At 71.1% G+C, this 15,975-nt stretch carries 16 protein-coding genes; 5 read left to right on the top strand and 11 right to left on the bottom strand.

Going from position 1 to position 15,975, the window contains the following annotated elements; genetic code table 11:
- Nucleotides 1-784 precede the first annotated feature (784 nt).
- Nucleotides 785-1,153 carry a hypothetical protein gene (locus tag VET29_RS31795; protein ID WP_324927550.1) on the bottom strand — a complete coding sequence of 123 codons (369 nt, stop codon included), beginning with the start codon at nucleotides 1,151-1,153 and terminating at the stop codon, nucleotides 785-787.
- Nucleotides 1,154-1,197: 44 nt separating this feature from the next.
- Nucleotides 1,198-1,350 carry a hypothetical protein gene (locus VET29_RS31790; protein WP_324927547.1) on the bottom strand — a complete coding sequence of 51 codons (153 nt, stop codon included), beginning with the start codon at nucleotides 1,348-1,350 and terminating at the stop codon, nucleotides 1,198-1,200.
- A 176-nt stretch (nucleotides 1,351-1,526) separates the two neighbouring features.
- On the opposite strand from VET29_RS31790, the gene VET29_RS31785 reads away from it, so the two are divergent.
- A complete protein-coding gene (locus VET29_RS31785) occupies nucleotides 1,527-1,793 on the top strand; it encodes a hypothetical protein (protein WP_324927544.1) in 267 nt (88 codons plus the stop codon).
- A 350-nt stretch (nucleotides 1,794-2,143) separates the two neighbouring features.
- Here the strand turns inward: VET29_RS31785 and VET29_RS31780 are convergent, their stop codons facing one another.
- From VET29_RS31780 to VET29_RS31765, 4 genes are all read right to left on the bottom strand, one after another.
- Nucleotides 2,144-4,504, bottom strand: coding sequence for a glycoside hydrolase family 65 protein (locus tag VET29_RS31780; RefSeq protein WP_324927542.1), 2,361 nt, complete (start codon nucleotides 4,502-4,504; stop codon nucleotides 2,144-2,146).
- An 82-nt stretch (nucleotides 4,505-4,586) separates the two neighbouring features.
- Complete coding sequence (locus VET29_RS31775; RefSeq protein ID WP_324927539.1) at nucleotides 4,587-5,309, bottom strand: beta-phosphoglucomutase family hydrolase; 723 nt, start codon at nucleotides 5,307-5,309, stop codon at nucleotides 4,587-4,589.
- Nucleotides 5,310-5,335: 26 nt separating this feature from the next.
- Nucleotides 5,336-5,794, bottom strand: a complete 459-nt coding sequence (locus VET29_RS31770) for a GNAT family N-acetyltransferase (RefSeq protein ID WP_324927537.1) — start codon at nucleotides 5,792-5,794, stop codon at nucleotides 5,336-5,338.
- A gap of 8 nt (nucleotides 5,795-5,802) precedes the next feature.
- Complete coding sequence (locus VET29_RS31765) at nucleotides 5,803-6,528, bottom strand: PaaX family transcriptional regulator C-terminal domain-containing protein (RefSeq protein WP_324927535.1); 726 nt, start codon at nucleotides 6,526-6,528, stop codon at nucleotides 5,803-5,805.
- A gap of 48 nt (nucleotides 6,529-6,576) precedes the next feature.
- Between VET29_RS31765 and VET29_RS31760 the strand changes: the two genes are divergently transcribed.
- A complete protein-coding gene (locus VET29_RS31760; RefSeq protein ID WP_324927533.1) occupies nucleotides 6,577-8,196 on the top strand; it encodes an acyl-CoA dehydrogenase family protein in 1,620 nt (539 codons plus the stop codon).
- A gap of 69 nt (nucleotides 8,197-8,265) precedes the next feature.
- On the top strand, nucleotides 8,266-9,249 hold the full coding sequence (locus tag VET29_RS31755) for a zinc-binding alcohol dehydrogenase family protein (protein ID WP_324927531.1): 984 nt from the start codon (nucleotides 8,266-8,268) through the stop codon (nucleotides 9,247-9,249).
- 78 nt (nucleotides 9,250-9,327) lie between these two features.
- On the opposite strand, the gene VET29_RS31750 is transcribed toward VET29_RS31755, so the two are convergent.
- The gene (locus VET29_RS31750) at nucleotides 9,328-9,726 is read right to left on the bottom strand and encodes a MerR family transcriptional regulator (protein ID WP_324927529.1); all 399 of its coding nucleotides are present in this window, start codon (nucleotides 9,724-9,726) and stop codon (nucleotides 9,328-9,330) included.
- Nucleotides 9,727-9,908: 182 nt separating this feature from the next.
- Between VET29_RS31750 and VET29_RS31745 the strand changes: the two genes are divergently transcribed.
- On the top strand, nucleotides 9,909-11,345 hold the full coding sequence (locus VET29_RS31745) for an NAD(P)/FAD-dependent oxidoreductase (protein ID WP_324927527.1): 1,437 nt from the start codon (nucleotides 9,909-9,911) through the stop codon (nucleotides 11,343-11,345).
- 190 nt (nucleotides 11,346-11,535) lie between these two features.
- On the opposite strand, the gene VET29_RS31740 is transcribed toward VET29_RS31745, so the two are convergent.
- Genes VET29_RS31740 through VET29_RS31730 form a run of 3 tightly spaced genes read right to left on the bottom strand, consistent with a single transcriptional unit; the run spans nucleotide 11,536 to nucleotide 14,075 of the window.
- Nucleotides 11,536-12,612, bottom strand: a complete 1,077-nt coding sequence (locus tag VET29_RS31740; RefSeq protein ID WP_324927525.1) for a Gfo/Idh/MocA family oxidoreductase — start codon at nucleotides 12,610-12,612, stop codon at nucleotides 11,536-11,538.
- Nucleotides 12,597-13,241: a ThuA domain-containing protein gene (locus VET29_RS31735; protein WP_324927523.1), complete on the bottom strand. Its 645-nt coding sequence runs from the start codon at nucleotides 13,239-13,241 to the stop codon at nucleotides 12,597-12,599. Before VET29_RS31735 ends, VET29_RS31740 begins: the two co-directional genes overlap by 16 nt.
- A 51-nt stretch (nucleotides 13,242-13,292) precedes the next feature.
- Complete coding sequence (locus VET29_RS31730) at nucleotides 13,293-14,075, bottom strand: metal-dependent hydrolase (protein WP_324927521.1); 783 nt, start codon at nucleotides 14,073-14,075, stop codon at nucleotides 13,293-13,295.
- Nucleotides 14,076-14,224: 149 nt separating this feature from the next.
- Between VET29_RS31730 and VET29_RS31725 the strand changes: the two genes are divergently transcribed.
- Nucleotides 14,225-15,463 carry a pyroglutamyl peptidase gene (locus tag VET29_RS31725; protein ID WP_324927519.1) on the top strand — a complete coding sequence of 413 codons (1,239 nt, stop codon included), beginning with the start codon at nucleotides 14,225-14,227 and terminating at the stop codon, nucleotides 15,461-15,463.
- Here the strand turns inward: VET29_RS31725 and VET29_RS31720 are convergent.
- Nucleotides 15,458-15,901: a hypothetical protein gene (locus VET29_RS31720; protein ID WP_324927517.1), complete on the bottom strand. Its 444-nt coding sequence runs from the start codon at nucleotides 15,899-15,901 to the stop codon at nucleotides 15,458-15,460. The genes VET29_RS31725 and VET29_RS31720 overlap by 6 nt on opposite strands.
- Between the last annotated feature and the right edge of the window lie 74 nt (nucleotides 15,902-15,975).

Below are 15,975 nucleotides of genomic sequence, written 5' to 3'. Positions count from 1 at the left end.
AAGCAAAAGCCGACCTGCTCGGCCGATCCTGCGGTTGAGCCATTGCCTACGTCTCACCCCGGTACGAGCCGTCGTGCCCAGCCAGTCCCTTTGCCGAGCTTGCCCGTACCGCGCCCCCGTCCCCAACCAGCCCCGGAACCCCGGGGAAAGATCAGAGAAGAACGACTTCCCGAGACCCCTCGGACCCCTTGACTATCAGCTGTTCCCGTTGCTCCCGAACCGCGCGATACACAAAATCCCCATACCCGACCAATCGCCGCAACGCCTCGGTCAACGTCACCCCCTCACGCTCAATGACATTCTCAAGAGCACTGACAGTATCCGGCGAAACGGCAACATTGATCCTCTTCGGTTCTGCCTTCGCGGAGTTTGGCTGCCCAGCGGACTCGGTCCGTGCGCCCTTAGCCGACATGGTCACATCCTGTGCGTGAGGTTCGGGCAATCGGGTTAAGTGTATGTGTGCTGCTGGTGCGGATGCAACACAAGAGCTACACGTAATCGACACTTACCGAGTGTTGTCATCCCGTGCTCGGAAGGTTACGCTCAGGGCGGGATAGCCCTGCTGACCTGCAGGGACTTCCCGTGGCGGCGCCGGCGCGGCGAGGGAGCGCCGGACCGCCAGGGAGGGACGAACGAATGCCTGATACCAGCTCCGCCCGCCGGCATGCGGAGCGACCCCCGCTGCGCGTCAGCGGATTGGAACCCCTGGACGGGACCTGGTTCGAAACCGGTGACGAACCACCCGCGGACCTGCCGCTCATCGGGCTCATCCCGGTGTCCCCACTCACTGGTCGCGATCGCGATCTCGATCGAAGCGGTTCGGATTGACGATCGCGCCGGCGCCGAAGAAGGCGCCGACGATGGTCGCGGCGGCGCCGAGCAGGATCGGCAGGATGGTGCGCGCCAGTTCGGTCGCGAAGGAGGTCGGGATCGCGCCGACCCACAGGCCGACGACGAGCGTGAGCACAGTGAGCAGAATCAGCGCGCCCACTCCCAGCAGCACCCACTTCTGCATTCGCAGATAATGGCTTCGCGCGGCCGTCCTCGCGTCGATCTCGGCCTGCCGCTCACGCAGCTCCAGCTCCCTGCCGCGCGCGATGAGCGCCTTGTTGCCTGGTAGGGACCGGTCGACCCACGTGCCGTCGACGGTCACCTCGCCGCCGGCCGGGGGGCGCGGCCGCGAGAACGGCCGCCGCATCACTGCCCGTCCGGCAGCGGAATCGTGGCGATGAGCGGCTCGTCCACCGGCTGACGCTTGCAGTCGTCATACCAGGTGTCCTTCCGCGAGTCGTCGTCCGACGCGCGGCCGCGCCGCTGCTCGTCGTCGCGGGGTGTCCTGGTATCTCTCATGACCTGCGTCCTCCGTGGGTCCGGAGCACGGCGTTCGTATTGCGAACGTCACTCTCTGGTGTCAGCTTAACTCCGGAGAGCCACAATAACAATGTCTAAAGCGTGTTTAGATGCTGTTGCTTATGTGTATTCCACGTGTAAGACTTGTTGGACGAGCTCACAAGGCAGGAAGTGATGTGGTCATGCTGGGTAACCGCACGGACGTCGAGGAAGCTCTCCCTGGCCGCCTCACCACTGATGAGCCGAGGCGCATCAACGTCGCCATCTCACCGGACACGGTCCGTGCCCTACAACAGGTGATCGAGCACGAAGGGGTGACTCTCACCGAGGCGCTACGCCGCCTGATCGGTTATGGCGACTTCGTCTACCGCACCGTCCGCGAACGCGGTGAACAGATCTTTCTGAACGGACCAGACGGCCCCAGGGAAGTGGTTCTTCTCTGACGAAGACCCGGGATCTCCCTACGTCCTGGAAGGCGGCTTCGAAAAGCGCCCCGAATACGCCTTCCAGGACACCCCGGAAACCTCCAGCGCGGAACTCGCCCACTCCGCCGACCCGCGCGCCGCTCCCGCGGCTCCCGGCGGCTCCCGGCGGCTCCCGCGGGGACCTCCAGGCCCACGGCAAAGTCGAGTTGCCAACCCGCCATAGCGGACCGGGGAGAACCCGGAGGCGGGCCTTTGTGAGCCCGCTGGTCCACGAGTTCCGTGACTTTGCCGGAGCCCAGGCCGGACCCCGGCAAAGTCGTTTCCCGCGGGTAGGTCCGGCAGGCATTGCCGGTGTGGGACGCCCGGCCTCAGTCGCGGTCGGCGAACTTCGGAGTGCGGCGGCGTGGTTCTCGGCCCTTCGGCTGTCCGGGGGCCTTCCGTGGTTCGAGCGAGGGAATCGTCCGCCGCTCGGCCGCGCCCTTCGTCAGCTCGACCGCCTCCCCGTGGTGTCGCACGGTCAGCGAGGGCCCGTCCAGCAACGTGTAACTCGCCCCGTCCTGGTCGATCTCCACCGCGAACCTGCTGTCCTGGTAGGTCAACCGGAACGCGACCCGCGTCAACGCCGCCGGCAGCCGGGGCGCGAAGGTGAGTGACCGGTTGTGGTCCCGCATCCCGCCGAAGCCCGCTACCGCCACCATCCACGCCCCGGCCAGCGACGCGATGTGCAAACCGTTGCGCACGTTGGCATGCAGGTCGTGCAGATCGGTCAGCGCGGCCTCGGCGAAGTAGTCGTACGCCAGGTCCAGATACCCGACCTCCGCCGCCATCACCGCCTGCACGCACGCCGACAACGACGAGTCCCGCACGGTCAGCGGCTCGTAGTAGTCCACGTTGCGGACCTTCTGCTCCGCGGTGAACGCGTCGCCCCGCAGGTACATCGCCATCACGAGGTCCGCCTGCTTCACGACCTGCTTCCGGTACAGGTCGAAGTACGGATAGTGCAGCAGCAACGGGTAGTTCGACGCCGGCGTGCCCTCGAAGTCCCACCGCGCGTGTTCGGTGAACCGCTCCGACTGCGGGTGCACCCCGAGCATCCTGTCGAACGGGAGCACCATCTTCGCCGCGGCTTCCCGCCAGGCCGCGAGCTCGTCGGCGGTGACCCCCAACGACGAGGCCGCGTCGGGCTGCCGTTCGCAGACGGCGGCCGCCTCGAGCAGGTTCCGCTGTGCCATCAGGTTCGTGTACACGTTGTTGTCCACGACCGCCGAGTACTCGTCCGGTCCGGTCACCCCGTCGATCCGGAACCCGCCGTGCACGTCGTGGTGCCCCAGCGACGACCACAGCCGCGCGGTCTCCACCAGGATCTCCGTCGCGTGCTCGCGCTCGAAGTCGTCGTCGTCGGTCGCCGCGAGGTACCGGGCGACCGCGTCGGACACGTCGGCCGACACATGGAACGCCCCGGTCCCGGCCGGCCAGTACGCCGAGCACTCGGCGCCGTCGATCGACCGCCACGGGAACGCGGCGCCCCGCAACCCCAGCGCCGCGGCGCGCTCGCGGGCCGCCGGCAGGGTGGCGTGCCGCCATCGCAGCGCGTCGCGGGCCGCCTCCGGGACCGTGTACGTCAGCACCGGCAGCACGAACGTCTCGCTGTCCCAGAAGGAATGCCCGTCATACCCTGGCCCGGTCAGGCCCTTCGCCGGGATCGCCCTGCTCTCGCCGCGGGACCCGGCCTGCAGCACGTGGAACAGCGCGAACCGCACCGCCTGCTGCAACTCGTCGTCGCCATCGATCTCGACGTCGGCGGTGGCCCAGAAGTCGTCCAGGTACGCGCGTTGCTCGTCGAGCAGGCCCTGCCAGCCGGTCTGCTTGGCGCCGGCCATCGCGGCCGACACCTGCGACCGCAGCGCGGGCGCGGACCGGCGCGACGACCAGCCGTAGCCGATGTACTTGGTGACCACGAGGCGCGACCCGCTCGGCACGTCCACGGCGGCGGTGAGCCGGGCCAGGTCGTCCTCGATGTGCATGTCGCACTGCAGGCCGTCGTCGGCCTGGATCTCGTGGTTCATCGCGGCCGCCACCCGCAGGTTGGACCGGCGGGTCCGGTGCATGAGCACCGCGTAGAGCTCCCCGCCCGTGGCGTCCTCGGCGACCAGTGGCGCGTCCAGCGCGGCACCCACACGCGGGTCCTTGGTCGCCGACTCGACGGGCTCGTTGGCGAGCAGGTCGGACTGCAGGACCAGCTGGATGCCGCCGTCGAGCGGCTCGACCTCGTAGCGGATCGCGGCGACCGCGCGCTGGGTGAACGACACGAGCCGCTCGGTGCGCACCCGCACCCGCCGGCCGGTCGGCGACTCCCACACGGTGTCGCGCCGCAGCGTGCCGGAGCGGAAGTCGAGCACGCGGTGGTGCTCGACGGCCCGGCCGTACCGCATGTCCAGCGGCTCGTCCTGCACCAGCAGCCGGATGATTTTCCCGTCGGTGACGTTGACGATCGTCTGGCCGTCCTCGGGGTAGCCGTAGCCCGCCTCGGCGTAGGGGAGCGGGTGCTGCTCGTAGAAGCCGTTCAGGTAGGTGCCGGGCAGGACGCGCGGCTCACCCTCCTCCAGCGTGCCGCGCATGCCGATGTGCCCGTTGGACAGCGCGAAGATCGACTCGGTGCGTTCCAGCGCGTCGAGGTCGAGCGTGTCCCACCGCAGCTCCCAGGGCGCGGTCCGAAACCCGTGCTTCACGGCCGGCTCACCCCGCTCCGCGCGGGCGTCGAGCCGGGTTCGCTCGTGCGCGGGTGTCCGTGGTTCGCTCCGCAGGCGCCGCTCACGCTTCCTCCAGCAGCTCGGCCAGGTCCTCCACCACGACATCCGCGCCGTGCGCCGTCAGCTCCGCCGCCTGGCCGACCCGGTCGACGCCGACGACGTACCCGAAGTGTCCCGCCTTGCCGGCCTGCACCCCGGACAGGGCGTCCTCGAAGACGGCCGCGTTGGCGGGGGCGGTGTCCAGCGCCTCGGCGCCGGCCAGGAACGAGTCGGGCGCCGGCTTGCCGTGGAGCTTCCGGTCGGCGATCACCACGCCGTCGATGCGGGCCTCGACGAACTTCGTCAGGTCCGCGGCATCGAGCACGGTCACCGCGTTGGCGGAGGAGGTGACGACCGCGATGCGCAGCCCGGCCTCCTTGGCCGCCTCGACGTACCGCCGCGAACCGGCGTAGGGCGCGACGCCCCGCTCGGCGATGATCTCCTGGACCCGCGCGTTCTTGCGGTTGCCGGTGCCCTGGACCGAGTCGTAGGAGGGAGCCGCGTCCGGCGACGCCTCGGGCAGGTCGATGCCGCGTGAGCGCAGGAACTCCCGGACGCCGTCGAACCGCGGCCTGCCGTCGACGTAGTTGTTGTAGTCGTCGTCGGTGAAGGGCTGCTGGCCGCGCTGGGCGAGCAACGGGTCGAACGTTTCCTTCCACGCGGCACGGTGGATCGCGGCGGTACCGGTGAGGACACCGTCGAGATCGAACAACAGGGCGGTGATGTTGTCTGGCAGTCCGAGCACGGCTTGCACGGTACCGAAACCGAAGGTCAACCGCTGGCCACGGCGAACGTGAGTCGCGGCAGTTTTCGGCCGGCGCGGACCGGCGACGGCGTCTCGCCCGTCCGAATCGCGCCCATTGTGAGGTAGAAGTCCTCGGCGAACGGGTCGGAGTCGATGGTGAAGGCCGTGAGCCCGGCAGCTCGCGCGGTGGCCACGACGTGTGCGAAGAGCTGCCGCCCCACGCCGGCACGGAGGTGGTCGGGGTCGACGAACATCAGGTCGAGCACGCCGACGGGCGGGTCGCCCTCCAGCGCGTAGAAACCGACGACTACGCCGTCCCGCTCGGCGACGGTCACCCGGCGCCGTGCGACCTCGTCCGGCCGGACGGCCAGCTGGATCCGGCTGCCGGCGAGAAAGTCGTCGTCATAGCCCCAGTACGCCTTCGATCGGACGGCGAGGTCGCTGATGAAGGCCGCTTCGTCCGGCCGGGCCGCTCTGATCCGCATGTGGGTAGCTAATCGATTTCCAGGTGGGCCCTCAACACCTTTTGGAACCGGTCGTCGTACTCCTCGTAGCGGGTACGCAGGTGGGGGCCGGGCCAGCCGGCCGGCAGGAGCTCCGGTGGCAGCAGCGGGTCGGCCAGGAAGTGGCGGAGCACCGCGGCCGCGAGCAGGTAGGTCGTCTGCAGGTCGGCGGCCTCGTCCAGTGCCTCGTCCAGCTCGCGGGCCCGCGCGGCCCAGCCGGGCAGGTCCCAGAGCGACTCGGCGATCCCCGGCGTCTCGGGCCGGCCGGTGAGGAACGTGCACTGCTCGGTCACCAGCGTGGGGCGCTCGCGGATGAGGTTGGCCGGCCGGAGCCAGGTGCCCTCGCGCAGCTCCGCCAGCCGGAGCTCGGTCATGGCGGTGCGGAACGCGGTGCGCTCGGCGGGGGAGCGGCGGGCGGCCGTCACCACGGCGATCTCCCAGTCACCGGCCCACGGACGGGTGGAGGGCGACCGGCTCTGGTCCTGCCGGGCCTGCCGGTTCCGCAGCCGGCGGGTCAGCTGGTAGTCGCCGTTGACCTGGGTGAGCTCACCGGCCCCGACCATCCGGGACAGCGCGACCCGGATGGTGCCCTCGGCGATGCCGAACAGCTCACCGACGCGCACGAGGGTGCGCGCCGGCAGTCGCGGCGGGTGCATGCCGAGCAACGTGCTGAGCACCGCCGAGCGGGCGGTCAGCGGCCGCAGCCCCAAGATCATCGTCTTACGTCCTGGTGTCGCGTGTCCAAGAAATGTAACATCGACCTCATGCCGGCTACTCATGTGGTCACCAACCAGGTCCCTCCGCTCGTCGGGCACGACGTGGCCGCCGACGCGGCCCTTCTCGACGGTCTGCACCGGCACGGCGCAGGCTGGGCCGAGGCCGAGCTGCACGAGCTGGGACAGCTCGCCGGTTCCGACCAGGCCCAGGAGTGGGGCCGGCTCGCGAACGCCTACCCGCCGGTCCTGCGCACGCACGACCGCTTCGGTAACCGTATCGACGAGGTCGAGTACCACCCGTCCTACCACGAGCTGATGACGGTCGCGGTGCGGCACGGCCTGCATGCCGCGCCGTGGCGGGACGACCGGCCCGGCGCCCACACCGCCCGCGCGGCGAAGTTCTACACCTGGGCCCAGGTCGAGGCCGGTCACGGCTGCCCGGTCTCCATGACCTACGCCGTGGTCCCCGCCCTGCGGCACGACCCCGCGCTGGCCGAGCGGTACGAGCCCCTGCTCGCGGTGCCGGTGTACGACCCGGGCCTGCGGGTGCCCTCGGCGAAGCGTGGCCTGCTGGCCGGCATGTCGATGACCGAGAAGCAGGGCGGCTCGGACGTCCGCGCCAACACCACGCGCGCGCTGCCGCGGCCGGACGGCAGCTACCTGCTCACCGGCCACAAGTGGTTCACGTCGGCGCCGATGTGTGACCTGTTCCTGGTGCTGGCGCAGGCACCCGGTGGCCTGTCGTGCTTCCTGCTGCCCCGGGTGCTGCCCGACGGCACCCGCAACCGCATGCACCTGCAGCGCCTGAAGGACAAGCTGGGCAACAAGTCCAACGCGTCGTCGGAGGTGGAGTACGACGAGGCGGTGGCGTGGCTGGTCGGCGAGGAGGGCCACGGCGTCCGGACGATCATCCAGATGGTCAACATGACCCGCCTGGACTGTGTGATCGGGGCGGCGGCCGGCATGCGGGCCGGCGTCGTGCAGGCGGTGCACCACGCGACGCACCGCCAGGCGTTCGGCGACTACCTGGTGGACCAGCCGCTGATGAGCAACGTGCTGGCCGACCTGGCGATCGAGTCCGAGGCCGCGACCACGCTGGCGATGCGGCTGGCGGCCGCGACCGACGCGGCGTTCGCCGGCGACGAGTCGGCGGCCGCGTTCCGCCGGCTGGGCCTGGCGGTGAGCAAGTACTGGTTGTGCAAGCGCGCGGCCACGCACGCGAACGAGGCGCTGGAGTGCCTGGGCGGCAACGGCTACGTCGAGGAGTCCGTCCTGCCGCGGCTGTACCGGGACGCGCCGCTGAACTCGATCTGGGAGGGCTCGGGGAACGTGGCCGCGCTGGACGTGTTGCGTGCCATGGCCTCCGGGGGCACCGAGGCGTTCTTCGCCGAGCTCGGGTCGGCGGCCGGCGCCGACGCACGGCTGGACGCGGCGGTGGCGGACCTGCGCAAGCGTTTGGCGGCTGGCCCGGACCAGGCGTCGGCCCGCCGGCTGGTGGAGCGGATGGCGTTGGTGCTGCAGGGGTCGCTGCTGGTCCGGAATGGACACCCCGCGGTGGCGGACGCGTTCTGTGCCTCACGGCTGGGCGGCGACTGGGGCGTGGCGTTCGGCACCCTGCCGTCCGGAGTGGACACCGCGGCGATCGTCGCCCGGGTCGGCGTCAAGTGAGGGCCTCCTCGGCCGAGTCGTAGTCGCGTCAGGTTCCGTCGCGGGGCGGTCTGCCCTACCGTGGGTCGGGTGCGTGCGTGGCGAGTGGAACGCCCGGGCCCGGCGGCGACCGGCCCGCTGACGCTCCGGGACGTGCCGGCACCCGAGCCCGCGCCGGACGAGCTGCTGGTGCGGGTCCGTGCGTGCGGCGTGTGCCGGACCGATCTTCACGTGGCCGAGGGAGACCTGCCCGTCCACCGGGCCGGGGTGGTCCCCGGGCACGAGGTGGTGGGCGAGGTCGTAGCGGGTGCGGGGGAGTTCCGGGCCGGCGACCGGGTGGGGATCGTGTGGCTGCGACACACGTGCGGGACGTGCCGGTTCTGCGTGCGGGGCCGGGAGAACCTGTGTCCCTGGTCGCGGTACACGGGGTGGGACGAGGACGGCGGCTACGCGGAGCACGCGGTGGTGCCGGCCGCGTACGCCCTGCCCCTGCCGACCGGCTACACCGACAGCGAGCTGGCGCCGCTGCTGTGCGCGGGCATCATCGGCTACCACGCGCTGTCGCGCGCCGAGGTGCCCGAGGGAGGCCGGCTGGGGGTGTACGGCTTCGGCGGGAGCGCGCACCTGGCGGCGCAGGTGGCGCTGGCGCGGGGCGCGACGGTGCACGTGGTGACCCGCAACCCGGCGGCACAGGAGCTCGCGCTGTCGTTGGGCGCGGCGTCCGCGTCGGCTCTGGCGCCGCCGGAACCACTGGACTCGGCGATCATCTTCGCCCCGGCGGGAACGCTGGTGCCGCGTGCGCTGGCGGCCCTCGACCGCGGCGGCACACTGGCGGTGGCAGGCATCCACCTGACGGATGTCCCCCCACTGAACTACCAGACCCACCTGTTCCAGGACCGGCAGCTGCGGAGCGTCACGGCGAACACGCGCGCACAGGCCAGGGAGTTCCTGTCCCTCGCGGCGGAGCACCGGCTGCGGGTGTCCACGACGGACTATCCGCTCAACGCCGCTGACCAGGCACTGAACGATCTGGCGGCCGGCCGGGTGACCGGCGCGGCGGTACTCGTGCCGTAAGTGCCACCGGCGGGCGCCTCGCCGGTGGTCGGTCGGCTCAGCAGCAGTCGGTGCCGCAGCAGTCGTCGCCCATGAGAATCACCTCCCTTCCGGTGCGCACCATGACGTGCCGGGCACGGGGTCCTGGCACGGCCCGTCCGGCACCGAGTCGACCATCCGCACGAGGTCGGCCCGCAACGCACCCAGGCGGGCCACCTCGGCGTCGATCTCCTCGATGCGTCTGCGCAGCAGCTCAGCCGCCGGTTCGCAGGGGCACTCGCCGGTGTCCCGCACCGACAGCAGCTCCCCGATCTCCTTCAGCCGCAGCCCCAGGCGCTGGCAACCCTGGATGAACCGCAACCGGTCGACCGCGGACGGCGGGAAGGCCCGGTAACCGCCGGAGGTGCGCGGCGGCGCGGCCAGCAACCCGCTGCGCTCGTAGTACCGCACGGTGTCCGGGGCGACCCCGGCCGCCGCGGCAAGCTCAGCCACACGCATGTCCTCGACGGTAAACCCTGGACCGTGCTCCAAGGTCAAGCCGCGGGACCGCCGTGCGGCACGCGTGCCCGTCCCCGGCATCCCGAGTACCCCCTTCAGGCGTGCCGACTAGCCGGACCGGTGTCCGATACGGCATCGTCAACGCCGCGTTGCCAATACTTTGTCGCTGGGAGTGATCGTTCATGCCGGGTACCGAGGTCGATGTGGTCGTGATCGGGATGGGACCCGGCGGAGAGGACGTCGGCGCCCGGCTCGCGCGTGCCGGTCTCGAGGTCGTCGGCGTCGACGGTCGGCTGGTCGGGGGCGAGTGCCCGTACTACGCCTGCGTCCCCACCAAGGCGATGATCCGCGCCACCGACGCCCTCCAGGAGGCCCGCCGTGTCCCCGGCCTCGCCGGCGCCGCCGACGTCACGCCGGACTGGTCGCTCGTCGCCACCCGGATCCGCGACGAGATCACCGACAACTGGAACGACCAGGCCGCGGTCGACCGGTTCCAGGAGGCCGGCGGCACGTTCGTCCGCGGCTGGGGGCGGCTCACCGCGCCCCGCGAGGTCACCGTCGCCCGCCCGGACGGGACCGAGGAGGTCATCACCGCGCGGCGGGGTGTCGTGCTCAACACCGGCACCGAACCGGCCGTGCCGCCGATCGACGGCCTGGCCGAGACGCCCTACTGGACCAACCGCGACGCCGTCACCGTCGAGGCCGTGCCCGCGTCGCTGGTCGTGCTCGGCGGCGGGCCGGTCGGATGTGAGCTCGCGCAGGTCTTCTCCCGGTTCGGCGCCGCGGTCACGATCGTCCAGCACGCCGACCGGCTCGTGCCCGCCGACGAGCCGGAGGCCGGCGAGCTGCTCGCGACGGCGTTCCGGGACGAGGGCATCACCGTGCGCACCGGGCTGTCCGCCGCGCGGGTCAGCTACGAGACCGGCCAGTTCCACGTCAAGCTCGACAACGGCGAGGTGATCGCCGCCGACCGCATGCTCGTCGCCGTCGGACGGCGCACCGACATGAAGGCACTGGGCATCGGCGCGGTCGGCCTCGACGACACCGCCCGCGGCGTCACCGTCGACGAGCGGATGCGTGCCACGGACGGCCTGTGGGCCATCGGCGACATCACCGGCCACGGCGCGTTCACGCACATGTCCATGTACCAGGCCCGCATCGCCGCGGCCGACATCCTCGCCGCGGCCAACCTCCCCGGCTCGGACGACGCCCGCGGCACGGACGACGCCCGCGGCACGGACGAAGTCGAGACCGCCGACTACCGCGCCACCCCGCGCGTCACGTTCACCGACCCCGAGGTCGGCTCGGTCGGGCTGTCCGAGGCGGCCGCCCGCGCCCAGGGCCTCAACGTCCGGACGGGCGTCGCCCAGCTGCCGACCGACACCACGCGCGGCTTCATCCACAAGGTCGGCAACCAGGGCTTCATCAAGGTCGTGGAGGACGCGGACCGCGGCGTCCTTGTCGGCGCGACCTCCGCCGGCCCCAACGGCGGCGAGGTACTCGGCGCCCTCGTGGTCGCGGTACACGCCGAGGTCCCGACCAAGCTCCTCCGCCAGATGATCTACGCGTACCCGACCTTCCACCGCGGCATAGAAACCGCCCTGGCCAACCTGAAGTAACCCTCGCGAGTCCCGCGTTCGCGCCCCGCGAGTCCCGCGTTGGCGCATACCGAGTCGCGTGTTGGCGCGCACCGAGTTGCGGTTTCGTGCAGGTCCTGGCGTGCCGGGCCAGATCTGGGTGTGCACGAAACCGCGACTCGCTATGTCTGAACGCGGGACTCGCGGTGTTTGAACGCGGGACTCGCGGGGGTTAGGTGACTGGGGCGGGGCGGGGGCAGGTGCTGGTGATGTCTTGGGTTGTGGCGGTTTCGGCGGCGCGTAGGAGGGACTCCATGACGTCCAGGACGTGGTAGGCGAGTGTGCCGTTCGCGCGGTGGTCGGTGTTTGTCGCGAGGGCTGTTGCCAGGTCCGCGACGCCTGTGCCTCGGCCGGCGTGCCGGTGACCCGCCGACGGCGCCACGGTCGTCCACGCCGCCGAATCCGAGCGGCCCGCCGTCTCCGGGCGGAACACGCGTACCTCGCCGGTGAAGTTGTTCGGGTCCGGTACCGACAGTGACCCGGACGTGCCGTAGACCTCGATGCGCGGCAGGTTGGCCTCCCACACGTCGAAGCTCATCAGTAGCGTCGTCAGTGCGCCGTTCGCGTGCTCCAGCGTGCCCGTGATGTGCGTCGGCACCGCAACGGGGAACGTCGTGCCGGCACGGGGACCGTTGCCGATCGTCCGCTCGGGGTGTGGCGTCGACGACATGCCGCTCACCCGGCGCACCGGACCGAGCAGCGTGACCAGCGCGGTCAGGTAGTACGGGCCCATGTCGAACAGCGGGCCGCCACCCGGTTGGTAGTAGAACTCCGGCGCCGGGTGCCAGCGCTCGTGACCCGGCGTGACCATGAAGGCCGTCGCCGCGACCGGCTCGCCGATCAGGCCGTCGTCGATGCACCGCCGGGCGGTCTGCGTGCCGGTGCCGAGCACGGTGTCCGGCGCGCAGCCGACCCGCACCCCGGCCGCCGACGCCGCGGCCAGCACCTCTTGTCCCTCCACAGTGGACAGAGCGAGTGGTTTCTCGTTGTACACGTGCTTTCCGGCCGCGATCGCCGACAGCGCGACCTCCGCGTGCGCCCGCGGAATGGTCAGGTTCAGCACCAGGTCGACGTCGTCGGCCTCGTACAGCGCGGCCGGCGTCATCATCCGCACGTCCGGCACCTGGCGCGACGGGTCCAGGTCGGCCGCCGCGACCAGGGACACGCCGGACAGTCCCGGCAGCGTCGCCAGGTACTGCCCGCTGATGTTGCCGATCCCGACCAGCCCGACCCTCAGCGCGTCGCCCACCGCAGCCCTCTCCTGATCATCTCGTCCACCGCCGGCAGCTCCAGGTCCGCCATGCGGTGGCCGATTGTCGTCACGAACACCCGGCCGGCGCCGTGGTGCCGCACCCACGTCACCGGCATCGTCGGCGTGCCGATCTCCGGGCGGTCCGGGTCCGGCAGGAAGTCGGTGGTCGCCAGCACGTCGTTGCCCGGGTCCGCGTGCACGTAGTACTGCTCGCTGTGCACCTCGAACGTGCCCAGCCCCGCCACGGTCGGATGATCGGCTACCACCCGTACCGGGTAGGTCACGAACTCCTTGTGATGGTGGATGAACTGGCCGCCGGTCAGCAGGTGGTACTCCGGCTGGTCGCGGAACGAGTCCACGATCCCGCCGTGCCAGCCGGCGAACCCGGTGCCCGCCGCGACCGCCGCCCGCAGCCCCGCGAGCTGTTCGGACGTGATCTGGCCCATGGTCCAGCACTGGACGATCAGGTCCACACCGGACAGGTCACCGAGGTAGACGTCCAGCGAGTCCGATGTGGAGACCTCGAAACTTTCGCCGGACAGGAACTTCGCGTACCGATCGGTCGTCGCAACCGGATCGTGGCCAACCCAACCGCCCCGCACCAGAAGCGCGTACTTCGTCGTCACCCGATCAGGATGGCACGGATCCGGCCGTGCACGCGTGTGAGTTGAGATGGGTCACTGTGCGGCGGTGGCCGGCGGCACGAACATGCGTGTCACGAAGTCGACGCCGAACTGCCATGCGCCGGGGATCAGCAGCAGGCCGAGGATCGCGAACAGCGGGAAGATCACCAGGCGTTCGACCCGCTTGCCCGTCCGCAGCCGCAACGGCCTGGGTGGGCGCAGCTCGTACCACGTCTCGCCCGCGATCGGGATCGGGAACAGGAACGGGCAGCCCGACTCGGTCAGCGCGTCGCCGAGGCAGTGCGTGAAACAGCCGACCGCGACGGCGATGCCCATGATCCCGGACATGTGCCCCAACTCCGCGAGCGGATCGGGCCCGGCGACCCGCAGCCACCACACCACCCCGACCGCCGTGACGACCAGCATCCAGTCGCCGAGCGCGTCCTCCGCGAGCAGCAGTCCCAGCACCGCGACCGCCGCGACCGCGTACGGGCCGCCCGCCTCCGTGCCGGCGCTCGCGGCGAACCCGAGCCCCACCGCGAACAGGATCGTGTGCGACAGGTGCCGGTGGGTGCCCCTGCGGCGCTCGTCCCGTGGACCCTTGGTGATCTGGTAGATCAGGGCGGACGCGTGCCGCAGCAGCCACGACAGCGCGCGGGAGAGCGGGCCGAGCAGCTTCGACGCACGCGCGTGCGGGTGGTCGAGGTCGGGTAACAGCGCGAACCCTGAGGTGGTGACGGCGAACAGCACGGCTTGCTCGATCGATGTGAGGCCAACGAACTGTGCTACCCCAAGACCCGCGCACCAGCCGGTCAGCGCGTGCGTGCGCCCCATCATCGGCCGCATCCCCCTCTTCGGTCGTCCGAAGATCAAGTATGAGGTGTGACCGTCCGGGAGTCCCGGCGGCGCGCCGTGGGGATGTTTCGCCTCGCGCGGTTGGCCGGGAAACCTTGCCGGGTGCGCCGGCTCTCGCGAGGATGGCCGACATGAGAGCCCGCACCCTGCTCGCGGCCGCCCTGCTCGGACTGGCCGGCACGCTCGTGTCGACCGCCTCCGCCGCCGCGACCCCCACCTGCGCGGATGCCGCCGTGCCACTCACCGTCGAAGAACAGCGACTCACCCAACCCAAGCCGCAGGAAGTGTTGCAGCGCAGTGGTTTCGACCGGTTCGAGCGGTTGTTCACGCCGTCGCTGTGTGCCCTGCCGAACGCCCACGTCGCGACGCTCGCGATCAAGGCACAGGGCCGCGCACTGTGGGCGGCGGCCGTCGCGCGGGCACAGGGCCGCCTGCCGGCCGGCACACTGCCGGTGACCGACGACCGGCCGCTGTACTGGGCACGACTACAGCTGACGAAGGCGTTGCGGCAGTGGACGCCGAGGTTCCCGCTGAACGCCGACGCACGCGCGCGGCTGGTCGACGTGCTGGAGCAGTCGTCCCGGGGCCAGGACTCGATCCGCTACCCCGGGCACACGCTGCGGATCCTCGTGAGCGGCTTCGACCCGTTCCAGCTCGACGTGGACATCCGGCGCAGCAACCCGTCCGGCGCCACCGCCCTGGCACTGGACGGCACGGTGATCGACACACCGGCGGGCCGGGCACGCATCGAGACCGCGATGTTCCCGGTGCTGTGGGACCCGTTCGCGGCGGGCGTGGTGGAGCGGACGTTCGCGCCCGTGCTGCCGCACGTGGACATGTTCACGACCGTGAGCCAGGGCCGCGTCGGCAGGTTCGACGTTGAGCGGTACAACGGCCGCTGGCGCGGCGGCTTCCCGGACAACGACAACCTGTCCCGCACCGAGGTGATCCCCATCCCCGCCGGGGTCCCGACGGTGACGCCGGCCCCCGAGTTCGTCCCGACCACCCTGCCCTACGCCGCGATCGTCGCCGCGCAGACCGGCCGCTTCCCCGTGTTCGACCACACGGACGTCACGGAGATCCCCGCGGGCCAGACAACTCCCGTGGCCTCCCCGACCGGCCCGACCCCAGGCTCGGTGGCCCGCGCGGGCGGCGGCGGCAACTACCTGTCGAACGAGATCGCGTACCGGGCCACGCTGCTCCGCGACGCCCTGGGACTGCGCATTCCCGGCGGCCACGTGCACACGCCGGTGCTGGAGTTCGGCGCCGGCAACACCACGGAGCTGACCGACCCGACCTTCGAGGCCAACCAGCTGGACATCATCAACCAGGTCCGCGCGATCCTCACCGTGGCGGCGGGCACGCTATAACCGCGGCCGCAGGTAAGGAATCAGGTACCGCAACGTCTGCGCGGCATTCCGATCCGCGGCGTCCCCGGTGACGCCGCGGATCACCGCCCAGGCAAGGGGTTTGCCGCGCCGGGTGGTGGCGGACGCGCAGAATCGCGGGAGATCGTCGTCCCCGGTGAGCCCTCGGTGGACCCGAAAGGGGACGGTTCCACCAAAACCCGGCAGCGCGGCGGGTTCCCCGGCGGCGGCGAAGAACGTGGTCACCGCCCCGTCGACGGGTTCCCGCCCACCCGTGACCAGGACGTCGTTGGCGGCGGTCGGATGATCGTGCCCACCACCGACGAGCACGACGACGGCCGGGTCGTACCGCGCGCAGAGCCCGCCGAGCGCGGCGAACACACCCCCGGGCCCGGCGGGCGGACTGGCGACCAGGTAGGTCACGCCCCCGGGCACCGCCATCCGCCCGGTGTGAAACCGCCGCCCACCGGCAATCCCGAACACGTCGAGCACCGCACCGGTCTCTCCTGCCAGAA

Origin of the sequence: Actinophytocola sp. (assembly GCF_035634895.1) — a bacterium.
Lineage (GTDB): Bacteria > Actinomycetota > Actinomycetes > Mycobacteriales > Pseudonocardiaceae > Actinophytocola.
This window is presented reverse-complemented; position numbering and strand designations above follow the sequence as displayed.

Coding starts and splice junctions, on each gene's coding strand:
- VET29_RS31750 (WP_324927529.1), bottom strand. CDS start 9,726: ATGCGTGTGGCTGAGCTTGCCGCGGCGGCCGGGGTCGCCCCGGACACC.
- VET29_RS31730 (WP_324927521.1), bottom strand. CDS start 14,075: ATGATGGGGCGCACGCACGCGCTGACCGGCTGGTGCGCGGGTCTTGGG.
- VET29_RS31720 (WP_324927517.1), bottom strand. CDS start 15,901: ATGGCGGTGCCCGGGGGCGTGACCTACCTGGTCGCCAGTCCGCCCGCC.
- VET29_RS31745 (WP_324927527.1), top strand. CDS start 9,909: ATGCCGGGTACCGAGGTCGATGTGGTCGTGATCGGGATGGGACCCGGC.
- VET29_RS31725 (WP_324927519.1), top strand. CDS start 14,225: ATGAGAGCCCGCACCCTGCTCGCGGCCGCCCTGCTCGGACTGGCCGGC.
- VET29_RS31790 (WP_324927547.1), bottom strand. CDS start 1,350: ATGAGAGATACCAGGACACCCCGCGACGACGAGCAGCGGCGCGGCCGC.
- VET29_RS31760 (WP_324927533.1), top strand. CDS start 6,577: ATGCCGGCTACTCATGTGGTCACCAACCAGGTCCCTCCGCTCGTCGGG.
- VET29_RS31765 (WP_324927535.1), bottom strand. CDS start 6,528: ATGATCTTGGGGCTGCGGCCGCTGACCGCCCGCTCGGCGGTGCTCAGC.
- VET29_RS31770 (WP_324927537.1), bottom strand. CDS start 5,794: ATGCGGATCAGAGCGGCCCGGCCGGACGAAGCGGCCTTCATCAGCGAC.